Below are 16,279 nucleotides of genomic sequence, written 5' to 3'. Positions count from 1 at the left end.
GGAGCGGACCAAGGCGGAGTAGCCACCGGTCTCAACGGCCTGCGGTGATGAAGTCGGTCAGTGCGGCGGCGACGGCACCGGGCTGTTCGTCGGGGATGAAGTGTCCGGTGTCCGGCACGACGATCCCGGTGGCGTGGTCGGCCCACGGGCTGAGGGAAGCCGCCATGTCGGGGATGGAGCCGTGGCTGCCGGAGATCCCGAGAACCGGGAGCGTCAGGCGCTGGTGGTCCAGCGCTTCGTGGTTCTTCCGCGCCGACTCGGCCGCGTGCCGGTAGTAGGCCAGGGAGGCGCGGAGACCGCCGTCGGCGGCCACGGACGCGGCGTACCGGTCGACCTCGGCGTCGTCGAAGGTGCCGACGGAGAAGGTCTTGGCCCTCAGGAACCAGCCCGACGTACTCCCGTTCGCGGCCGGCGAGCAGTGCCTCGGGCAGGTCGGGCACGAGGTGAAAGGCGAAGTGCCAGGTCTTCCAGGCCTGTTCGGGGTCGGTCGGAATGGCGTCGGGGAGGGTGATGCCCGGGATGCCGGCGTCGAGCAGTGCCAGGCCGCGCAACCGGTTCCGGTACTTCAGGGCGAGAGAGAAGGCGACCCACGCGCCGATGTCGTGGGCGACCAGCCAGTATGCCGAGACTCCGAGCGCCTCGACCGCGGCATGGACATGCGCGGCGACCGTGTGCGTGTCATAGCTGATGTCCGGGCGTTCGGAGTGGCCCTGGCCCGGCAGGTCGAGCGCGATGACATGGCATCGGTCGGCCAGGTACGGCATCACCTTGCGCCATGCCCACCAGGTCTGCGGGAACCCGGCGAGCAGCACGACGGCCCAACCGTCCCTCCGGCCGCCCTCGACCGCGTGCAGGCGGACGCCGCCCGCGTCGACCCAACGGTGGGTGAAGCCGGCCAGGTCGGGCAGCGGCAGGCCGCGGACCGGGTTGCCGGGGACGTGGGGGCCGCTCGCGGGGTCGTTCATGACTCTCCTCCACTGGTGTGAGGTGTGCCGGCGGTCTGCTCTCGCTTTCACCCTAGCCCATCTTGAACTGATTGGTTCAAGATGGGAAAATGGCCTCCACCAGGGAGGATGGCCTCCACCACGAAGGCGGAGCAGGAGGGATGCGCGGCATGGCGGGCAGGAAGCAGTTCGACATCGCCACGGCGCTCGACGCCGCGATGACCCAGTTCTGGCGGGCCGGCTACGCGGACACGTCGCTGGACGACCTGTCCCGGGCGACCGGGCTCAACCGCAGCTCGATCTACTCCTCCCTCGGCGACAAGGACACGCTCTTCCTGCGCTGCCTGGAGCGCTACACCGCGCGGTACGGAGACAAGTACGACGCCGCGTTGTCCTGCGCCGCCGACCGGCCCCTGGCGGCCGCGCGGGCGTTCTTCGACGTCACGCTGGAACGCATCGCGGACCCCGAGCTGCCCGACGGATGCCTGGTGGCCCAGACCGTCATGGCGACCCCGGTGCTGAGCGCGAGCGTCGCGGCGCGCGCACGGGAGGCGATCGGCCTCCAGCACACCCGGCTGCGCACCGCGCTGAAGGCGGGCCGGCTGCACGACGAGGCGGCCGAGTCCTTCGCGGCCCACCTTGCGGCCGTGAACCAGTCCCTCGCCGTCATGAGCAGAGCCGGAACGAGCACGGAGCAGCTGCGCGCCATCGTCGACGTGACCCTCGACGCGCTCGCGCGGGTTCTCGGCCCGAGCGACTGAGACGGAGCGGCACGTCTGCCCCGTCCCACCCGGCCGGGCCTACCGGCTCGCCGCGCCGAGGAACCGCTGGGCGAGTGAGCGGAGGTCGAGCGAGGCCGTGCCGCGGCCGCTGAGGACGGCGAAGAACAGGGGCCCAACCAGCTCGGCACTCGCCTGCTCAAGGCCGATCACGGGTGATCGGACCGTTCGCTCGATGACGGTTTTCGCGCTCTCGTTCACGACGTCCCTGGAAGCGATCAGGTTCGCCACCTCCCTGTCGTGCTGAGCCTCGCCGAGCAGCGCCCGGTACGCCGCCCCGGCAGGAGACTCGGTCAGGAACTCCGCGAGGGCCTGGAGGTAGGACACCAGCTCGTCGAGAGCGGTCTCCGCGGGGGGCACCGCCAGCTCCTGCACCGCGTCGAGGACGCTGGCCTCGAACAGGATCTCAGCCTTGGTGGACCACCACCGGTACACGGTCTGCCGCGAGACGCCGGCTCGTGCCGCGATGCCCTTCATGCTCATCGCGGCGTACCCCTCCTCGATGAGCAGGTCGTCAACGGCGTGGAGCACGGATGCTCGCGCGGCTTCGCTCCGCGGCCTGCCGACGCGGGTCTCATTCTCGTTCATTGCACCGACTCTACCTTTGCTGGACACCGTGCACCGTTACTGTTAACTTTACGGTGCACGGTGTCCAGTAATTGTGCTGTCCGCAGACGGACGACCCGTGCTCAGGGATTCCGTGCGATCAGTGCCCCACGGGGCTGGGAGGAATGGCAGACATGCGCGTCTTTGTCACTGGAGCGACCGGGTGGATCGGTTCCGCCACCGTCGGCGAACTGCTGTCAGCCGGCCACAAGGTGGTGGGACTGGCCCGCTCGCAGGCCGCGGCCGACGAGCTGACCGCCAAGGGAGCCACCGCACTGCGTGGCGATCTCGACGACCTCGACTCGCTGCGCGCGGGTGCACGCGAGGCCGATGCCGTCGTACACCTGGCCAACAAGCACGACTGGGGCAACCCGGAGGAGAACGACCGCACCGAGCGGGCAGCCGTCGAGGCGATGCTGGAGGTGCTCGCGGGTACGGGGAAGGCGTTCTCGATCGCGAACGGCCTTTCCGGCATCGTCAAGGAGCGTTCGGTGCTGGAGACCGACGCCTCTCCGGAGGTCGGTCCGGGATCGGACCGCGGGGGCAGCGAGAACCTCGCTCTGGACCACGCCGAGCGCGGGGTGCGCGCCATCGTGACCAGGTTCGCCCCTTCGGTCCACGGGCGGGGCGACTGGGGCTTCGTGAACTGGCTGGTCGCGGCGGCACGCAAGCAGGCCGTCTCCGGCTATGTCGGCGAGGGCACCGCCGCGTGGTCCGCCGTCCATCGCACCGACACCGCCCGGCTCATCCGGCTCGGCATCGAGGGCGCTCCCGCCGGAACCCGGCTGCACGCGGTGGCCGAGGAGTCGATCACGACGCGGGCCATCGCGGAGGCCATCGGTACGGCCCTGGAGATCCCGGTGGTCTCGGTCGCCCCGGAGCGGGCGCGCGAGCACTTCGGCGTGGTGGGCCACTTCTTCGGCCAGAGCATGACCGGATCGAACGACCTGACCCGCGCCACGCTGAACTGGGAACCGACCGGACCCACCCTGACCGAGGACATTCTGTCGGGCGCCTACACCGACGGGGCCACCAAGTGACCGGCCCGCAGGTCTCTCCCCTGCCCACCCGCCCCGGGTCAGGCGGCTGACCGTCGAGTGCCGCGATCCATCGACGACGACACGGCGGATCGCGCTCACGGGCGACGGCTCGACACCTCCTTGCCACGGCGCCGGCGGCGCCGCCCCAAGCCGCCGCACCGCCGGCGACCAAGACTCCCCAGAACGGATCACACGATGAGCAGTACCCGTGCCGTGCCCGCCTCCATGGACGGCAGCCACGAGATCGACACACCTGCCAGGCATCCCGGCTGGGTGCTGGCCTGCGTCTCGGTGTGCACGATCCTGGTGGTCGGATTCGTGGCCTCGATCAACCTCGCGGTACCGAAACTGGCCGCGAGCGGGCTGCACCCGAGTGCCTCGCAGCTGCTGTGGATCGTGGACGCCTACGTCGTCCTCTTCGCCAGCCTGGTCATCCCGGCCGGAGCGGTCGGTGACAGGTTCGGCCGCAAAGGCGCGCTGATCGCCGGGTTGGTGATCTTCGCCCTCGGCTCCGTCGTCTCCGCGGCGGCGGGCGCCGTACCCGTCATGCTCATCGGCCGTGCCGTCACCGGCATCGGCGCGGCCTGCGTGCTTCCCAACGCCCTGGCCGTGCTGATCCACGCCACCGAGCCCGCCCGCCGCCCCCGCGCCATCGCGATCTGGGCGGGGATGACCGGCATCGGCGGCGTCATCGGCAACGTCGGCGGCGGAGCGGTCCTGTCAGCGGGCTCCTGGCGCTGGCTCTTCATCGCCGTCGCACCCATCGCGGCCGGCTGCGCGCTGTGGGTCGCGCTCGGTGCCCCCCGGAGCTCCCGCCATGACCGCCCCCTCGACCTCCCCGCCGCGGTGGTCCTGACGCTCGCGATCCTCGCACTTCTCCTCGGCATCACCCAGGGCCCCGAACGCGGCTGGGCCGGCGCCTTCGTGATCGGCTCCTTCGCCGCGGCGGTCGTACTCTTCGGTGCCTGGACCGTCATGGAACTGAGGGTCGCCCACCCCTTGCTCGACCCTCGGCTGTTCAAGATCCCCGAGCTGCGGGCCGCGAGTCTGGGGATGCTGATCGTCTTCTTCGGCATGTTCGGGTTCTTCTACCTCAACGCCTCCCTCATGCAGTACGGCCGCGGGTTCACCGTCCTGCAAGCCGGGCTCGGGGTCGTGCCCATGACGATCCCCGTCGTGGCGCTCGCCCGGTTCGTGCCGGATCTCGTGCGCCGATACGGTCAGCGCACTGTCATCGGTGTCGCCTTCGTCGTCATCGCCTGCGGCATCTACGGCCTGGCCACCGCGCTGCACCACGGCTACCTCGTCTACGCCTGCTGGCTGGTCGTCGTCGGCACCGGCACCGCCCTCTCGGTCCCCGCCCTGACCGCGGCGATATCCGGCGCTCTTCCCCCTCGGCAGGCAGGAGTCGCCGGCGGTCTGCAGTCCACGACACGCGAGTTCGGCAGCGCACTCGGCGTCGCCGTCATCGGCACCCTGCTGACCGCCCGGTTCACGCGTCACCTCAGCGAGGTCACCCCGGATGTGACGAGCGGTGGCAGGACACCCGGCACCGTCGCCGAAGCCCTCGCGGCCGCGCCGGGCCGACACGACGCCGTCATCGCCGCCTACACCGCCAGTGCCGGGACCGCGCTGAAGGTCGTCGCTGCCCTGGTACTGGTCGTGGCCGTCCTGATCCTGGCCGAGATGACCTGGGCGGCCCACCGCACCCGGCGATCCGGGGACTGAGAGGGAGGTACCGCGTCATGAGACGACTCCTCGACCCGCTCCTCGACTGCATCCTCGCCTCGGCCACCGTCGGCAGCGTCGGCGTGGCCCGTGGCCGCGTGCTGGCGATCACCCTGACCGGCGACGACATCGCCGGACTTGAGGTCACCCCGGGCCAGCAGATCCGCATCCAGGTGAACGCGGACAACCGCGTCGTCGACCGGCTCGCCGGCGCCCTGCGCACCTACTCGTCTGGGCCTACGACGGGCAGCGCCTCGAACTACGGGTGTTCGACCACGCCGGCGCGCACGGCGACGGCCCGGGAGCCCGGTGGGCACGGAACGTGCGGGAGGGTGACGCGGTCCACCTGCTCAAGCCGCGGGGCACCTTCGTGACCCGGCCCAGTTCGTACCATCTGTTCGTCGGCGACGAGACCGCGCAGGTCGCTTTCGGCGCCATGATCCGCGGACTCGGGAACACCCGGGACACGCCGGTCCACTCGGTGATCGAGGTCGACACCCCCGAGGATCGGCTCGACATCCCAGGCACCCCCACATGGCTGCACCGCCACGGCCGGCCGGCAGCGAACTCGGCCCCTCTCGTCGCCGGCGTCGCGGCCCTCTCCCTCCCGAGCACACCGGGCACGGCCTACCTCGCGGGCGAGGCCCGCACCATCCAGCTCGTGCGCGCCCACCTGGTCCGCGACCGTGGCTGGAACCACCGCGACATCATCACCAAGCCGTTCTGGACCCCCGGCAAGACCGGTATGGAGTAGCGACCGATGACCATCCTGAACCAAGATGCCTCACCGCCCGGGGCCGGGACTCCGCGCCTGGCGGCACTGGCCCACGCCTTCGCCGACACGCTGAGCCACGCACAGCGGAAGGACCTGTTCCAGACGCGGACGCTGCGCAACGCCGCGAACTGGTCCAACTTCCCCGAGTACCACCTGAACCGAGGCCGCGTCGGCGTACGCACCGGCACACTGTCCTCCCCTCAGTGGACGGCCCTCAACGCCCTGCTCGCCATGGCCCTGTGCTCGTCGCCGGGCTTGGGATACGACAGGATCCGACAGCACCTCGACGCGGACGAGTACCTTCACCGGCACGGCGGTGGCGACGCGTACGGGCGCGGCAACTTCTTCGTCGCCTTCCTCGGCACACCCACCGACACCGGGATCTGGCAACTGCAGTTCGGCGGCCATCACCTCGCGGTCGCCAACACCTACGCCGACGGACGCCTGATCGGTGCCACACCCGCCTTCCGCGGCATCGAGCCGTTCCGGTCCTTCACCCGGCACGGCATGCCCGACCAGCCCGAACGAGCGGAACAGCAGGCCCTCTCCGCCCTGCTCCAGTCCCTCGACGCCCCGCAGGCGGCGACGGCCGGACTCAGGGGGCGGCACGACGACCTTCTGCTCGGCCCGCACCGGGACTGGAGGTTTCCCCGGAGGTCCGAAGGCATCGCCGCCCGCGATCTGACAGCCGCGCAACGTGACCTGCTCGTCGCCGCCATCGTCCGCTACGTCGGCGACCTGCCCGAAGCGGACGCCCGCAGGTTCCTCGACCGCTACCGGGCCGAACTTCCCGACACCCACGTCGGCTTCACCGGATCGACACTGCTGACCGATCCCGGTGACTACGTCCGCATAGACGGCCCGTCGGTGTGGATCGAGTTCTCCATGCACGACGGCATCGTCCTCACCGATCCCCATCCCCACGCCGTCTGGCGCGACAAGCACACCGACTACGGCGGACTCAGGTCCTGAGCCGAACCACGACGGCGGAGGGCGCCGGGGCCGTTGATTCGCCGTGTCCCATGAGCTGCGGCGCGCCCTCTGGAAGGCGTTGAGCGGCGCCTTCCAGTCGGACGCTCGGTGCCTGGAGCAGGCGCACCCCACACGGTGCTCCTATCGCTCCGGTCGCTCCGGTCACGGCCTCCGGCGGGAACCGGCCAGGAAGCCGCACTGCGCGGTCAGCTCGTCGGGCCCTTCGGGTATGAGCTCGGCCGGCCGGGCCAGCACGGCGGACGCCCGCGCCCAGGGGAACAGGATGCGGCCGGACAGCAGCGCAGGCGTCCGGTGGAGCTGGACGCGCCGTGCGGTGACCACGCCGAAATCGCCGCCCGTAGCCGCCGCCGAGGCTCAGGCCTGCCATGCCGACCGAGCCGACGGTGCCGGTCGCCGCGGTGGGGCCGAAGGGCCGGGCGGCGCGGGCGAGGTCGGCGTTGGTCACGCCTCCCGCCACCTCGGCCACCGTGGTGTCCGGATCCACCCGCACGTGACGCAGACCGGACAGGTCGAGGGTGAGGCCGCCATCGGTCGGCGGCCGGCCGGTCCAGTCGTGTCCGCCGCCGCGCACCGAGTGGGGGACACCCTGCTCCCGGGCGGCGTGGATCGTGCGGCGAAGGGCGGCGCTCAGACAGTGGGGTCGGCCTCCCGGGCCGGTGCCGTACGGCCGGAGTAACCTCGCCGGTATGCGGACTCGTGTGGTCAATGTCCGGGGCCGGATCCATGAACTCGGCCCCCGGCTGGAGCACGCCCCGGCCGGCCTCGTCTATGTGGGCCGGCGCTGGACCATGGGCGGCTGGGACCTGCCCCGGCATCCGCTGTACAACCCCTTCGCCTACGACACCCCGAAGAAGAAGCGGGACGGCACCCGGTCCGAGGTGATGGCGATGTACCGGGCGCGGCTGCTGGAGCGTCCGGAGCTGTTGGAGCTGGTCGCGGAGCTGCGCGGCAGGACGCTGGCCTGCTGGTGCGCGCCCGAGCGGTGCCACGCTGACGTGCTGGCTGAGCTGGCGGACGCCGCCCGGTGACCAGGCTCTCGTAGCTTCCGCCGAACCACCCCATGGCGCTGGCCTGCACGAATCGCCAGTAGACTCTGGACACGTGACTTCTGCGCCCGCCAAGCCCCGCATCCCGAACGTCCTCGCCGGACGCTACGCCTCCGCCCAGCTCGCCACGCTCTGGTCGCCCGAGCAGAAGGTGAAGCTGGAGCGGCAGCTCTGGCTCGCCGTGCTGCGCGCCCAGAAGGACCTCGGCATCGAGGTGCCGGACGAGGCGATCGCCGACTACGAGCGTGTCCTCGACACCGTCGACCTGGCCTCGATCGCCGAGCGCGAGAAGGTCACGCGGCACGACGTGAAGGCCCGCATCGAGGAGTTCAACGACCTCGCCGGGCACGAGCACGTGCACAAGGGCATGACCTCGCGCGACCTCACCGAGAACGTCGAGCAGTTGCAGATCCGGCTGTCGCTGGAGCTGATGCGCGACCGTACGGTGGCCGTGCTGGCCCGCCTCGGCAAGCTGGCCGGCGAGTACGCGGAGCTGGTCATGGCCGGCCGCTCGCACAACGTCGCCGCGCAGGCCACCACCCTCGGCAAGCGTTTCGCGACGGCGGCCGACGAGCTGCTGGTGGCGTACGGCCGCGTCGAGGAGCTGCTCGGCCGCTACCCGCTGCGCGGCATCAAGGGCCCGGTCGGTACCGCGCAGGACATGCTGGACCTGCTGGGCGGCGACGCGGCGAAGCTCGCCGAGCTGGAGCACCGGATCGCCGGCCACCTGGGCTTCGCGCAGGCGTTCACCTCGGTCGGCCAGGTCTACCCGCGCTCGCTGGACTACGAGGTCGTCACCGCGCTGGTGCAGCTGGCGGCGGCGCCGTCCTCGCTGGCCAAGACGGTCCGGCTGATGGCCGGGCACGAGCTGGTCACCGAGGGCTTCAAGCCCGGTCAGGTCGGCTCCTCGGCGATGCCGCACAAGATGAACACCCGCTCCTGCGAGCGCGTCAACGGCCTCATGGTCATCCTGCGCGGCTACGCCTCGATGACCGGCGAGCTGGCCGGCGACCAGTGGAACGAGGGCGACGTGTCCTGCTCGGTGGTGCGCCGGGTGGCGCTGCCCGACGCGTTCTTCGCCCTGGACGGCCTGCTGGAGACCTTCCTGACCGTCCTCGACGAGTTCGGCGCGTTCCCGGCCGTCGTCGCCCGTGAGCTGGACCGCTATCTGCCGTTCCTCGCCACCACCAAGGTGCTGATGGGTGCCGTGCGGGCCGGCGTCGGCCGCGAGGTCGCGCACGAGGCGATCAAGGAGAACGCCGTGGCGACCGCGCTCGCCATGCGCGAGCAGGGTGCCGAGCGCAACGACCTGCTGGACAAGCTCGCCGCCGATGAGCGCCTGCCGCTCGACCGTGAGCGACTGGCCGCGCTGATGGCCGACAAGCTGTCCTTCACCGGTGCCGCCGCCGACCAGGTCCGGGTGGTCGTCGGCCGCGTCGAGGAGATCGTCGAGCGGCACCCGGAGGCCGCCGGCTACACCCCCGGAGCGATCCTCTGACTCCCCCGCCCCGCCTCACCAGGGCCGACCTGGAGGCCGCCCGCGACCGTCTCGTACCGGACGTGGTCGCGGACGGCCTGCGGGTGCTGTTCTGCGGTATCAACCCCGGGCTGATGTCGGCGGCGACGGGCCGGCACTTCGCCCGCCCGGGCAACCGGTTCTGGCCTGCGCTGCACCTGTCCGGCTTCACGCCGAGGCTGCTCAGGCCGGCCGAGCAGGGCGAGCTGCTGTCGTACGGGCTGGGCATCACCAACGTGGTGGCGCGGGCCACCGCGCGGGCGGACGAGCTGAGCGCCGAGGAGTACGCCGAGGGCGGCCGGCTGCTGTCCGACAAGGTGACGCGGTGCAAGCCGAGGTGGCTGGCCGTGGTCGGGGTGACCGCGTACCGGGCCGCCTTCGCGGACCGCACCGCCAAGGTCGGACCGCAGGAGCGGGTCATCGGGGACACCCGGGTGTGGGTGCTGCCCAACCCCAGCGGCCTGAACGCCCATTGGACCGTGGCGACGATGGCGGAGGAGTTCGCCCGGCTGCGGGTGGCGGCGGACGGCTGAGCGGCCGCCTCCCTCGCCGCGGCGTCGCTCAGACCGGGTCCGTCTCCGTCACCACAGCCAGCAGCCGGTACGGCGGCTCCCCGCCCCACCGTGACACGCCGAGGGCGAACCAGCGGCCGGCCCCGGGTATGTGCCAGAGCTGGACGTCCGGGACGTGTCCGCTCAGGGTGCCCCACGGCTCCGCCACGACCGCGTCGCCCACCGTCAACCGCTCCAGCACGCTGTACAGGCTGAAGTGCTGGGGTGGCCCCCAGCGCTCGCTGAGCCGCTCCGCGAGCGCGTCACGGTCGGCCTCGTACTGCGCCTCGGTCTCCTCCCGGTCCGCGGCGTCGGCCTCGCCGGGGTCTCCGCTGTGGAGTAACTCGGCCGTCAGATACCCCGGGCCGCCCGTGCCCACGTCCGTCCTGCCGCGCTCGGCCGGGAACTCCCGGGCGCACAGCCGGTCGATCAGGGCCAGCTGGTTCGCGATGTCCATGCGAACCAGTAAAGCGGGCACCACTGACAATTGGCGGGCCGTCAGGCGTCCCGGCGCCGCACGCACCAGGCGCCCGCGAACAGTGCCGCGCCCGTCCACAGCGCGCTGACCGCGAGCCCGCCCCACGGCCCGAGGGTCCCGTCCCCATCGCTGTGCAGGGCGACTTGGCCCGCCCGGTCGGGCAGGAAGTCGGCCACTCCGCCGGACAGGTCGCCGACCACGAAGGACACGATCAGCAGGAACGGGATCAGGACCGACAGGGTGGCCGTCCCGCTGCGCAGCACGGCCGCGAGTCCGGCGGCGAACAGGGCCATCAGCGTCAGGTGCAGCCCGCAGCCGACCGCGCCGCGCAGTCCCTGCCCCCAGGACGGCCCGGAGTCCCCGAGGACCGCCTTGCCGACCAGCAGGGTCGCCAGGCCGGTGAGCAGGCCGACCCCGAGCGTGGGCAGCGCGATCGCCGTGGCCTTCGCCGCGAACCAGCGCAGCCGGTCGGGCAGCGCCGCCAGCGTCACCCCGAGCGCCCCGTTCCGGAACTCGGCCGACACCGCCGTGGTGCCGAAGGCGATCGCGGCGATCTGTCCGAAGCTGATGCCGAAGAACACCGAGAACAGCGGGTCGGCGTCACCCCCGTCGGCCTCGGCCGTCGCGAGCGCGGCGAAGGCGGCCGTGGCGAGCAGCATCGCCGCGAGGGCGGACAGCAGCGAGCGCAGGGTGCGGATCTTGATCCACTCGGCGTGCAGCGCGGGCGCGAAGGGCATGGTCAGGCCTCCTGGGACAGTGCGGTGAACTCGGCTTCGGACGCGGTCAGATCGAGGTAGGCCTGTTCCAGGGTGGCCTCCTGGGCGGCGAGTTCCAGTACGGGGATGTTCGCCTCCGCCAGCAGCGGGCCGAGCTCGTCCACGCGCGCGTGCCGCACGGTCCAGGTGCCGTCGGCCGCGCGGGAGGCGTCGTAGCCATGCCGGGTGAGGAGGTCGCCGAGCGCGCCGGGCTCGGTGGTGCGGACGCGGACGTCGGGCCGTACGCGCGCGTGGATGAAGTCCTTGACCGGGGTGTCGGCGAGGAGCCGGCCGCGGCCGAGGACGACCAGGTGGTCGGCGAACGCGGCGGTCTCGTTCATCAGATGGCTGGAGACCAGCACCGCCCGGCCCTGGGCGGCGAGCCGGCGCAGCAGCGTCCGGATCCAGACGATGCCCTCGGGATCCAGGCCGTTGGCGGGCTCGTCGAGCAGGACGACCTCGGGCTCGCCGAGCAACGCGGCGGCGATGCCGAGCCGTTGGCGCATGCCGAGCGAGAACGTCCGCACCCGGCGTCCTGCCACCCCGGCCAGCCCGGTCTCCGCCAGGACGGCGTCGACCCGGCGGACGGGGATGCGGTTGCTCGCGGCCAGGATGCGCAGATGGTCGCGGGCGGTGCGCGAGCCGTGCGCGGCGCCCGCGTCCAGCAGGGCGCCCACGTGCCGCAGGGGTGTGTGGAGCGCGCCATAGGGGCGCCCGCCGATGGTGGCGGTGCCGGAAGTGGGCCGGTCGAGGCCGAGGACGAGCCGCATGGTGGTGGACTTCCCGGCGCCGTTGGGACCGAGGAAGCCGGTGACGCGGCCGGGCGGGACGCTGAAGGTGAGCCCGTCCACGGCCCGCCGGGCGCCGTACTCCTTGGTGAGGTCGCGTACGTCGATGCTGGTCATGGCAGCAGCCTGGCCGGGCGTCGGCTTCCGGTCGTCCCCCGCCGGTGGGGATCGTCTCCCCCGCGCGAGGGAGGCGGGTTGTCAGTGGTGGCTGCGAGGATGACCGCATGGCCCGCTTCCTGCGCCCGCTGCTGCGCGGGACGACGTACACGCGCCTGCTCCATCTGTGGGTGCCGATGCTGGCGCAGAGCGTGTGGATGTTCGTCGACATGTCGAGACCCTGGGTGCCGGCGCTCGTGCTCGTGCCGGTCGGGCTGCTGCCCGCCGTGCGGGTGGGCGAAGGAGTGCAGGCCCGGATGCTGCTGACGCCCGGTCAGGGGGACCCGGACATCTCCGTGACGCCGTCGGCGAGCGCCCGGGACCGGGTGCGCACGGTGCTGTGGCTGGAGCTGCGGATGGTCCTGGGCGGCGTGACCGCCTGCGCGTCGGTGTGGCTGCCGGTCATGGCCGTCGAACTGGCGCGGTGCGGCTGGGGGCGGGCGCCGTCCGGTGTCCCCGTGCTGGACCGGCTCGGACCGCACCCGGCGTACGCCCTGCTGGCCCCGGTGCCGCTGCTCGCCCTGTACGGCGCCGTGGTGGGGCTCGGTGAGCTGGTCACGGGGTGCGCGCGCCGGCTGCTGGGTCCGTCCGCGGCCGAGCGGCTGGCCGCCCTGGAGGAGCGCACCGAGCAGCTGCTGGAGCGCACGCGTATCGCGCGCGAGTTGCACGACTCCATCGGGCACGCCCTGACCGTGGCGGTGGTGCAGGCGGGCGCGGCGCGCGCGGCGGGCGATCCGGCGTTCACCGACCGCGCGCTGGAGGCCGTGGAGGAGACCGGGCGAGCCGCGCTGGCCGACCTGGAGCGGGTGCTCGGGGTGCTGCGTGAGTCCGAGCACCCGGCGAGCGCCCGGCCCACGCTGGCCGACGCCGAACGGCTGCTGGAGTCGGCCCGCGCCTCGGGCGCCGAGGTCGACGCGCGGGTCACCGGACCGGTGGCGGAGGTGGCCGGCCCGGTCTCGCGCGAGGGGTACCGCATCCTCCAGGAGGCGCTCACCAACGTGCTGCGGCACGCCGGTGCCGTCCCGGTGCGGGTGCGGGTGGCCGTCGCCGCGGACGCCCTCCGCCTGGAGGTGCGCAACCCGTTGCCGGCCGGGGCGCCCGGGGCCACGCGGGGCAGCGGGCTGCGCGGTATACGGGAGCGTGCCGCCCTGCTCGGGGGCAGCGCGCGCACCGGTCCGGACGGGGGTGAGTGGCAGGTGCGGGCGGAGCTGCCACTCGGCTGATCTAGGGTGGCCGGATGCCGGTCAGCGTACTTCTGGTGGACGACGAGCCCCTGGTCCGCGCGGGTCTGCGCGCCGTGCTTGAGGCGCAGCCCGACATCGAGGTGGTGGGCGAGGCGGCCAACGGGGCGGCGGTCATCCCGCTGGTGCGCCGGCTGCGCCCCGACGTCGTCGCGATGGACGTCCGGATGCCGCTCATGGACGGGATCGAGGCCACGCGCGCGGTGCTGCGGACGGTCGACGCGCCGCCGAAGATCCTGGTGGTGACCACGTTCGAGGACGACGAGCTCGTGTACGAGGCGCTGCGCGCGGGCGCCGACGGCTTCCTGCTGAAACGGGCCCGGCCCGCCGAGATCGTGCACGCGGTACGGCTGGTCGCGGAGGGCGAGTCGCTGCTGTTCCCGGCCTCCGTACGCCGCCTCGCCGCCCGGTACGGCGACGGCGCCGCCGCTCGCCCGGCCCGCGCGGTGCCGGCGCGGGCGCGGCTGACGGAGCGGGAGGCGGAGGTGCTGCGGCTGATGGCGCGCGGGCTGTCGAACGCGGAGATCGCCGAGCGGCTGGTGGTGGGGACCGAGACGGTGAAGTCGCATGTGAGCGGTGTACTGGCCAAGCTCGGGGCGCGCGACCGGACGCAGGCGGTGATCGCCGCGTACGAGTCGAGGTTCGTGGAGCCGCGCTGACGGGCCGCGCGGAGCCCGGCTCTCGCCGGGGTGCGCCGGGCCGAGTACGATCCGGCCAACACGGCCGCGAGCTGGGAGGACGGACGGTGGGGCAGCTGACCGGTGGCGATCCCTCGCTGCTGCGAAGGATCAATTCCGCGGTGGTGCTGCACGCGCTGCGTGCCACGGACTGCGCGACCCTCACCGAGGTCACCCGGGTCACGGGGCTGTCCCGGCCGACCGTCGAGGGCGTCGTCGAGGGGCTCATCGAGGCCGGTCTGGTCGTGGAGACGGTGGCCGAGGGGAGCGCCACGCGGCGCCAGGGGCGGCCCGCCCGCCGGTTCCGGTTCCGCGCCGAGGCGGGGCATCTGCTGGGCCTGGAGATCGGTCCGCACCGCGTCGCCGCGCTCCTGTCCGACCTGGACGGACGGGTGTTGGGCGCGCAGGCCAAGGAGGTCGACGTGAGCGCGTCGGCCGACGACCGGCTGGACCGGCTGCGCGGCGCCGTCGCCGAGCTGCTGCGCCGGGCCGGGGTCGCGCGCGGTTCGCTGCGGGCGGTCGGCGTGGGCACGCCGGGCATCGTGGAGGCGGGCGGCACGGTACGGCTGAGCACGGCCCTGCCCCAGTGGACGGGCCTGAGCCTCGGCGACCGGCTCAGCCGCTCCTTCAAGTGCCCGGTGTTGGTGGAGAACGACGCCAACGCGGCGGCCGTCGCCGAGCACTGGAAGGGTGCGGCCAGGGAGACGGACGACGTGGTGTTCGTGCTGGCCGGGCTGAGCCCGGGGGCGGGTTCGCTGATCGGCGGACGCCTGCACCGCGGGTACGGCGGGGCCGCCGGGGAGATCGGCGCCCTGCACCTGCTGGGCCGGGAGGCGACCCCGGAGACGCTGCTGTCGACCACCGACGAACCGCTGCACCCGCTGGACGAGCAGGCGGTGGCCCAGGTGTTCGCGCTGGCCCGCGAGGGCGACCAGCGGGCACGGGCGGCCGTCGAACGGTTCATCCGGCGCCTCGTGCACGATGTGGCGGCGCTGGTGCTGGCGCTCGACCCCGAGCTGGTGGTGATCGGCGGCTGGGCGGCGGGCCTGGACGGCGTCCTGGAGCCCCTGCGCCGCGAACTGGCCCGTTACTGCCTGCGTCCGCCCCGGGTGGCCCTGTCCCTGCTGGGCGAGGCGGCCGTGGCCACGGGCGCCCTACGACTGGCCCTGGACCATGTCGAGGAACAGCTCTTCGCGGTCGAGAGCACGGTGACGGCCCGCCGGTGAGAGGTGGCGCGGTACGTCTGCCGACGGCTTGGATCACCGCTGCGACGGACATCGGCACCCCGGGGTCGGAACCGGTCCGGTCCCCGGGGTGACTCCAGAGCGCGGGTACAGCGGAGCTGACCCGGCCCGGGTCAGGAGGCCCGCTGTTCGGGGGTGTGGTGTATCTCCACGCCGGGTGAGTCGCCGAAGGTGAGCCGGCAGGTGTCGGCGCGGTAGGTGGCCACGGAGAGGGCGGCGGTGCGGCCCTGGGCGAAGAAGCGGGTGGTGACGACGAGGACGGGCGAGCCGGGGAGCCGGTCGAGGTCCCTGGCGTCGTCCGCGCGCGCGGAGCCCAGTTCCACGGCGCGGTCCTGCCCCTCCAGCGGAAGGTGCTGCACCTCGCGCAGCACCGCACGCGCGCGGGCCGCGCCGGACGGGGCGTCGATCGCGGTCAGGTCGGGCACCGAGGCGGCGGGGATGTAGAGCAGTTCCGTGGCGACGAGCTGGCCGTGGGACGTGCGGGAGCGGCGGACCGTGTGCACGGTGTCGTCCGAGCCGGTCTCCAGGGCGGCGGCGACGGCCGCCGGCGGGACCTCCATGGCGCTGTCGACGGGCTGCCAGGCGTCTTCCGGGGCGCCCGGCCAGGCGTGCTGCTCGGTGCCGACGGCCACTCCCACGCGCGGGGGCGCGACGGTCGTACCGACACCGCGGCGGCGTTGGAGCCGGCCCTCCAGCTCCAGTTGCTCCAGGGCCTGGCGGAGCGTGGCGCGGGCCACCCCGAAGCGGGCCGCGAGGTCCCGCTCGTTGGGCAGGATCTCACCGACCGAGAACTCCGAGTCCAGTGCCTCACTGAGCACGGTCCTGAGATGCCAGTACTTCGGTTCCGGCACCGATTCCAGCTGCGTGGTCCCCACCCTGTCCTCCGCAAGAGCCGTGGTCCGGCAGTTTTTAGCGCCCTTGTTTATTAAAGGTTGTTGCACTTATCTGTGACGATAGGGCCG

The 16,279-nt window shown here is 72.7% G+C and carries 18 protein-coding genes and 2 pseudogenes; 12 read left to right on the top strand and 8 right to left on the bottom strand.

The annotated features are described in order from the left end of the window. Nucleotides 1-31 precede the first annotated feature (31 nt). A pseudogene (locus NX794_RS36135) lies at nucleotides 32-965 on the bottom strand (alpha/beta fold hydrolase). A 149-nt stretch (nucleotides 966-1,114) separates the two neighbouring features. On the opposite strand from NX794_RS36135, the gene NX794_RS05840 reads away from it, so the two are divergent. Then, nucleotides 1,115-1,705, top strand: coding sequence for a TetR/AcrR family transcriptional regulator (locus NX794_RS05840; protein ID WP_258777106.1), 591 nt, complete (start codon nucleotides 1,115-1,117; stop codon nucleotides 1,703-1,705). A 39-nt stretch (nucleotides 1,706-1,744) separates the two neighbouring features. On the opposite strand, the gene NX794_RS05835 is transcribed toward NX794_RS05840, so the two are convergent. Next, nucleotides 1,745-2,311, bottom strand: a complete 567-nt coding sequence (locus NX794_RS05835) for a TetR/AcrR family transcriptional regulator (RefSeq protein ID WP_258777105.1) — start codon at nucleotides 2,309-2,311, stop codon at nucleotides 1,745-1,747. A gap of 152 nt (nucleotides 2,312-2,463) precedes the next feature. Here NX794_RS05835 and NX794_RS05830 point away from each other — a divergent pair, with 152 nt between their 5' ends. The 5 genes from NX794_RS05830 (at nucleotide 2,464) to NX794_RS05810 (ending at nucleotide 6,844) form a co-directional block, all read left to right on the top strand. Further along, the gene (locus tag NX794_RS05830; protein WP_258777104.1) at nucleotides 2,464-3,369 is read left to right on the top strand and encodes an SDR family oxidoreductase; all 906 of its coding nucleotides are present in this window, start codon (nucleotides 2,464-2,466) and stop codon (nucleotides 3,367-3,369) included. 195 nt (nucleotides 3,370-3,564) lie between these two features. After that, on the top strand, nucleotides 3,565-5,097 hold the full coding sequence (locus NX794_RS05825) for an MFS transporter (protein WP_258777103.1): 1,533 nt from the start codon (nucleotides 3,565-3,567) through the stop codon (nucleotides 5,095-5,097). A gap of 17 nt (nucleotides 5,098-5,114) precedes the next feature. Then, nucleotides 5,115-5,471: a hypothetical protein gene (locus tag NX794_RS05820; RefSeq protein WP_258777102.1), complete on the top strand. Its 357-nt coding sequence runs from the start codon at nucleotides 5,115-5,117 to the stop codon at nucleotides 5,469-5,471. Next, complete coding sequence (locus tag NX794_RS05815) at nucleotides 5,363-5,851, top strand: siderophore-interacting protein (RefSeq protein WP_428985856.1); 489 nt, start codon at nucleotides 5,363-5,365, stop codon at nucleotides 5,849-5,851. Before NX794_RS05820 ends, NX794_RS05815 begins: the two co-directional genes overlap by 109 nt. 6 nt (nucleotides 5,852-5,857) lie before the next feature. Beyond that, complete coding sequence (locus NX794_RS05810) at nucleotides 5,858-6,844, top strand: DUF3500 domain-containing protein (protein WP_258777100.1); 987 nt, start codon at nucleotides 5,858-5,860, stop codon at nucleotides 6,842-6,844. Between the two features lie 162 nt (nucleotides 6,845-7,006). Here NX794_RS05810 and NX794_RS05805 read toward each other — a convergent pair whose 3' ends face one another. Together NX794_RS05805 and NX794_RS36025 are read right to left on the bottom strand one after the other, a co-directional pair. Continuing rightward, entirely contained in the window at nucleotides 7,007-7,186 is a 180-nt protein-coding gene (locus tag NX794_RS05805; RefSeq protein WP_258777303.1) for a hypothetical protein, read from the bottom strand. Between the two features lie 19 nt (nucleotides 7,187-7,205). Then, a pseudogene (locus NX794_RS36025) lies at nucleotides 7,206-7,571 on the bottom strand (FAD-binding protein); the annotation flags it as partial. Here NX794_RS36025 and NX794_RS05795 point away from each other — a divergent pair. The 3 genes from NX794_RS05795 to mug all read left to right on the top strand — a co-directional run bounded on the left by NX794_RS05795 (nucleotide 7,552) and on the right by mug (nucleotide 9,960). Beyond that, the gene (locus NX794_RS05795; protein WP_258777099.1) at nucleotides 7,552-7,893 is read left to right on the top strand and encodes a DUF4326 domain-containing protein; all 342 of its coding nucleotides are present in this window, start codon (nucleotides 7,552-7,554) and stop codon (nucleotides 7,891-7,893) included. The pseudogene NX794_RS36025 and the gene NX794_RS05795 overlap by 20 nt on opposite strands. Before the next feature lie 73 nt (nucleotides 7,894-7,966). Further along, nucleotides 7,967-9,409: an adenylosuccinate lyase gene (gene purB / locus NX794_RS05790; protein ID WP_258777098.1), complete on the top strand. Its 1,443-nt coding sequence runs from the start codon at nucleotides 7,967-7,969 to the stop codon at nucleotides 9,407-9,409. A 62-nt stretch (nucleotides 9,410-9,471) separates the two neighbouring features. Then, entirely contained in the window at nucleotides 9,472-9,960 is a 489-nt protein-coding gene (mug, locus tag NX794_RS05785) for a G/U mismatch-specific DNA glycosylase (protein ID WP_258777097.1), read from the top strand. A gap of 28 nt (nucleotides 9,961-9,988) precedes the next feature. Here the strand turns inward: mug and NX794_RS05780 are convergent, their stop codons facing one another. The 3 genes from NX794_RS05780 to NX794_RS05770 are packed head-to-tail and all read right to left on the bottom strand — an operon-like array spanning nucleotide 9,989 to nucleotide 12,116. Next, nucleotides 9,989-10,435, bottom strand: a complete 447-nt coding sequence (locus NX794_RS05780) for a hypothetical protein (RefSeq protein WP_258777096.1) — start codon at nucleotides 10,433-10,435, stop codon at nucleotides 9,989-9,991. Nucleotides 10,436-10,476: 41 nt separating this feature from the next. Further along, nucleotides 10,477-11,193 (bottom strand): ABC transporter permease, encoded by a 717-nt coding sequence (locus NX794_RS05775; protein ID WP_258777095.1) that lies wholly within the window; start codon nucleotides 11,191-11,193, stop codon nucleotides 10,477-10,479. A 2-nt stretch (nucleotides 11,194-11,195) separates the two neighbouring features. Next, nucleotides 11,196-12,116, bottom strand: a complete 921-nt coding sequence (locus tag NX794_RS05770; protein WP_258777094.1) for an ABC transporter ATP-binding protein — start codon at nucleotides 12,114-12,116, stop codon at nucleotides 11,196-11,198. 107 nt (nucleotides 12,117-12,223) lie between these two features. Here NX794_RS05770 and NX794_RS05765 point away from each other — a divergent pair, with 107 nt between their 5' ends. The 3 genes from NX794_RS05765 (at nucleotide 12,224) to NX794_RS05755 (ending at nucleotide 15,299) form a co-directional block, all read left to right on the top strand. Next, the gene (locus NX794_RS05765; protein WP_258777093.1) at nucleotides 12,224-13,378 is read left to right on the top strand and encodes a sensor histidine kinase; all 1,155 of its coding nucleotides are present in this window, start codon (nucleotides 12,224-12,226) and stop codon (nucleotides 13,376-13,378) included. Between the two features lie 14 nt (nucleotides 13,379-13,392). Beyond that, complete coding sequence (locus NX794_RS05760) at nucleotides 13,393-14,055, top strand: response regulator transcription factor (protein WP_258777092.1); 663 nt, start codon at nucleotides 13,393-13,395, stop codon at nucleotides 14,053-14,055. Nucleotides 14,056-14,141: 86 nt separating this feature from the next. Beyond that, complete coding sequence (locus tag NX794_RS05755; protein ID WP_258777091.1) at nucleotides 14,142-15,299, top strand: ROK family transcriptional regulator; 1,158 nt, start codon at nucleotides 14,142-14,144, stop codon at nucleotides 15,297-15,299. A 131-nt stretch (nucleotides 15,300-15,430) separates the two neighbouring features. On the opposite strand, the gene NX794_RS05750 is transcribed toward NX794_RS05755, so the two are convergent. Then, on the bottom strand, nucleotides 15,431-16,192 hold the full coding sequence (locus NX794_RS05750; protein ID WP_258777090.1) for a GntR family transcriptional regulator: 762 nt from the start codon (nucleotides 16,190-16,192) through the stop codon (nucleotides 15,431-15,433). Nucleotides 16,193-16,279: the final 87 nt, after the last annotated feature.

The organism is Streptomyces pyxinicus, assembly GCF_024753135.1.
GTDB classification, from domain to species: Bacteria; Actinomycetota; Actinomycetes; order Streptomycetales; family Streptomycetaceae; genus Streptomyces; species Streptomyces pyxinicus.
Note: the sequence above shows the minus strand (reverse complement) of the source record. Positions and strands in the feature narration are given on the sequence as shown.

Bases quoted from the DNA above. Each gene is read 5' to 3' on its own strand.
- NX794_RS05840 (WP_258777106.1), top strand. From the start codon at position 1,115: ATGGCGGGCAGGAAGCAGTTCGACATCGCCACGGCGCTCGACGCCGCG.
- NX794_RS05835 (WP_258777105.1), bottom strand. From the start codon at position 2,311: ATGAACGAGAATGAGACCCGCGTCGGCAGGCCGCGGAGCGAAGCCGCG.
- NX794_RS05830 (WP_258777104.1), top strand. From the start codon at position 2,464: ATGCGCGTCTTTGTCACTGGAGCGACCGGGTGGATCGGTTCCGCCACC.
- NX794_RS05825 (WP_258777103.1), top strand. From the start codon at position 3,565: ATGAGCAGTACCCGTGCCGTGCCCGCCTCCATGGACGGCAGCCACGAG.
- NX794_RS05820 (WP_258777102.1), top strand. From the start codon at position 5,115: ATGAGACGACTCCTCGACCCGCTCCTCGACTGCATCCTCGCCTCGGCC.
- NX794_RS05810 (WP_258777100.1), top strand. From the start codon at position 5,858: ATGACCATCCTGAACCAAGATGCCTCACCGCCCGGGGCCGGGACTCCG.
- NX794_RS05795 (WP_258777099.1), top strand. From the start codon at position 7,552: ATGCGGACTCGTGTGGTCAATGTCCGGGGCCGGATCCATGAACTCGGC.
- NX794_RS05780 (WP_258777096.1), bottom strand. From the start codon at position 10,435: ATGGACATCGCGAACCAGCTGGCCCTGATCGACCGGCTGTGCGCCCGG.
- NX794_RS05775 (WP_258777095.1), bottom strand. From the start codon at position 11,193: ATGCCCTTCGCGCCCGCGCTGCACGCCGAGTGGATCAAGATCCGCACC.
- NX794_RS05770 (WP_258777094.1), bottom strand. From the start codon at position 12,116: ATGACCAGCATCGACGTACGCGACCTCACCAAGGAGTACGGCGCCCGG.
- NX794_RS05765 (WP_258777093.1), top strand. From the start codon at position 12,224: ATGGCCCGCTTCCTGCGCCCGCTGCTGCGCGGGACGACGTACACGCGC.
- NX794_RS05760 (WP_258777092.1), top strand. From the start codon at position 13,393: ATGCCGGTCAGCGTACTTCTGGTGGACGACGAGCCCCTGGTCCGCGCG.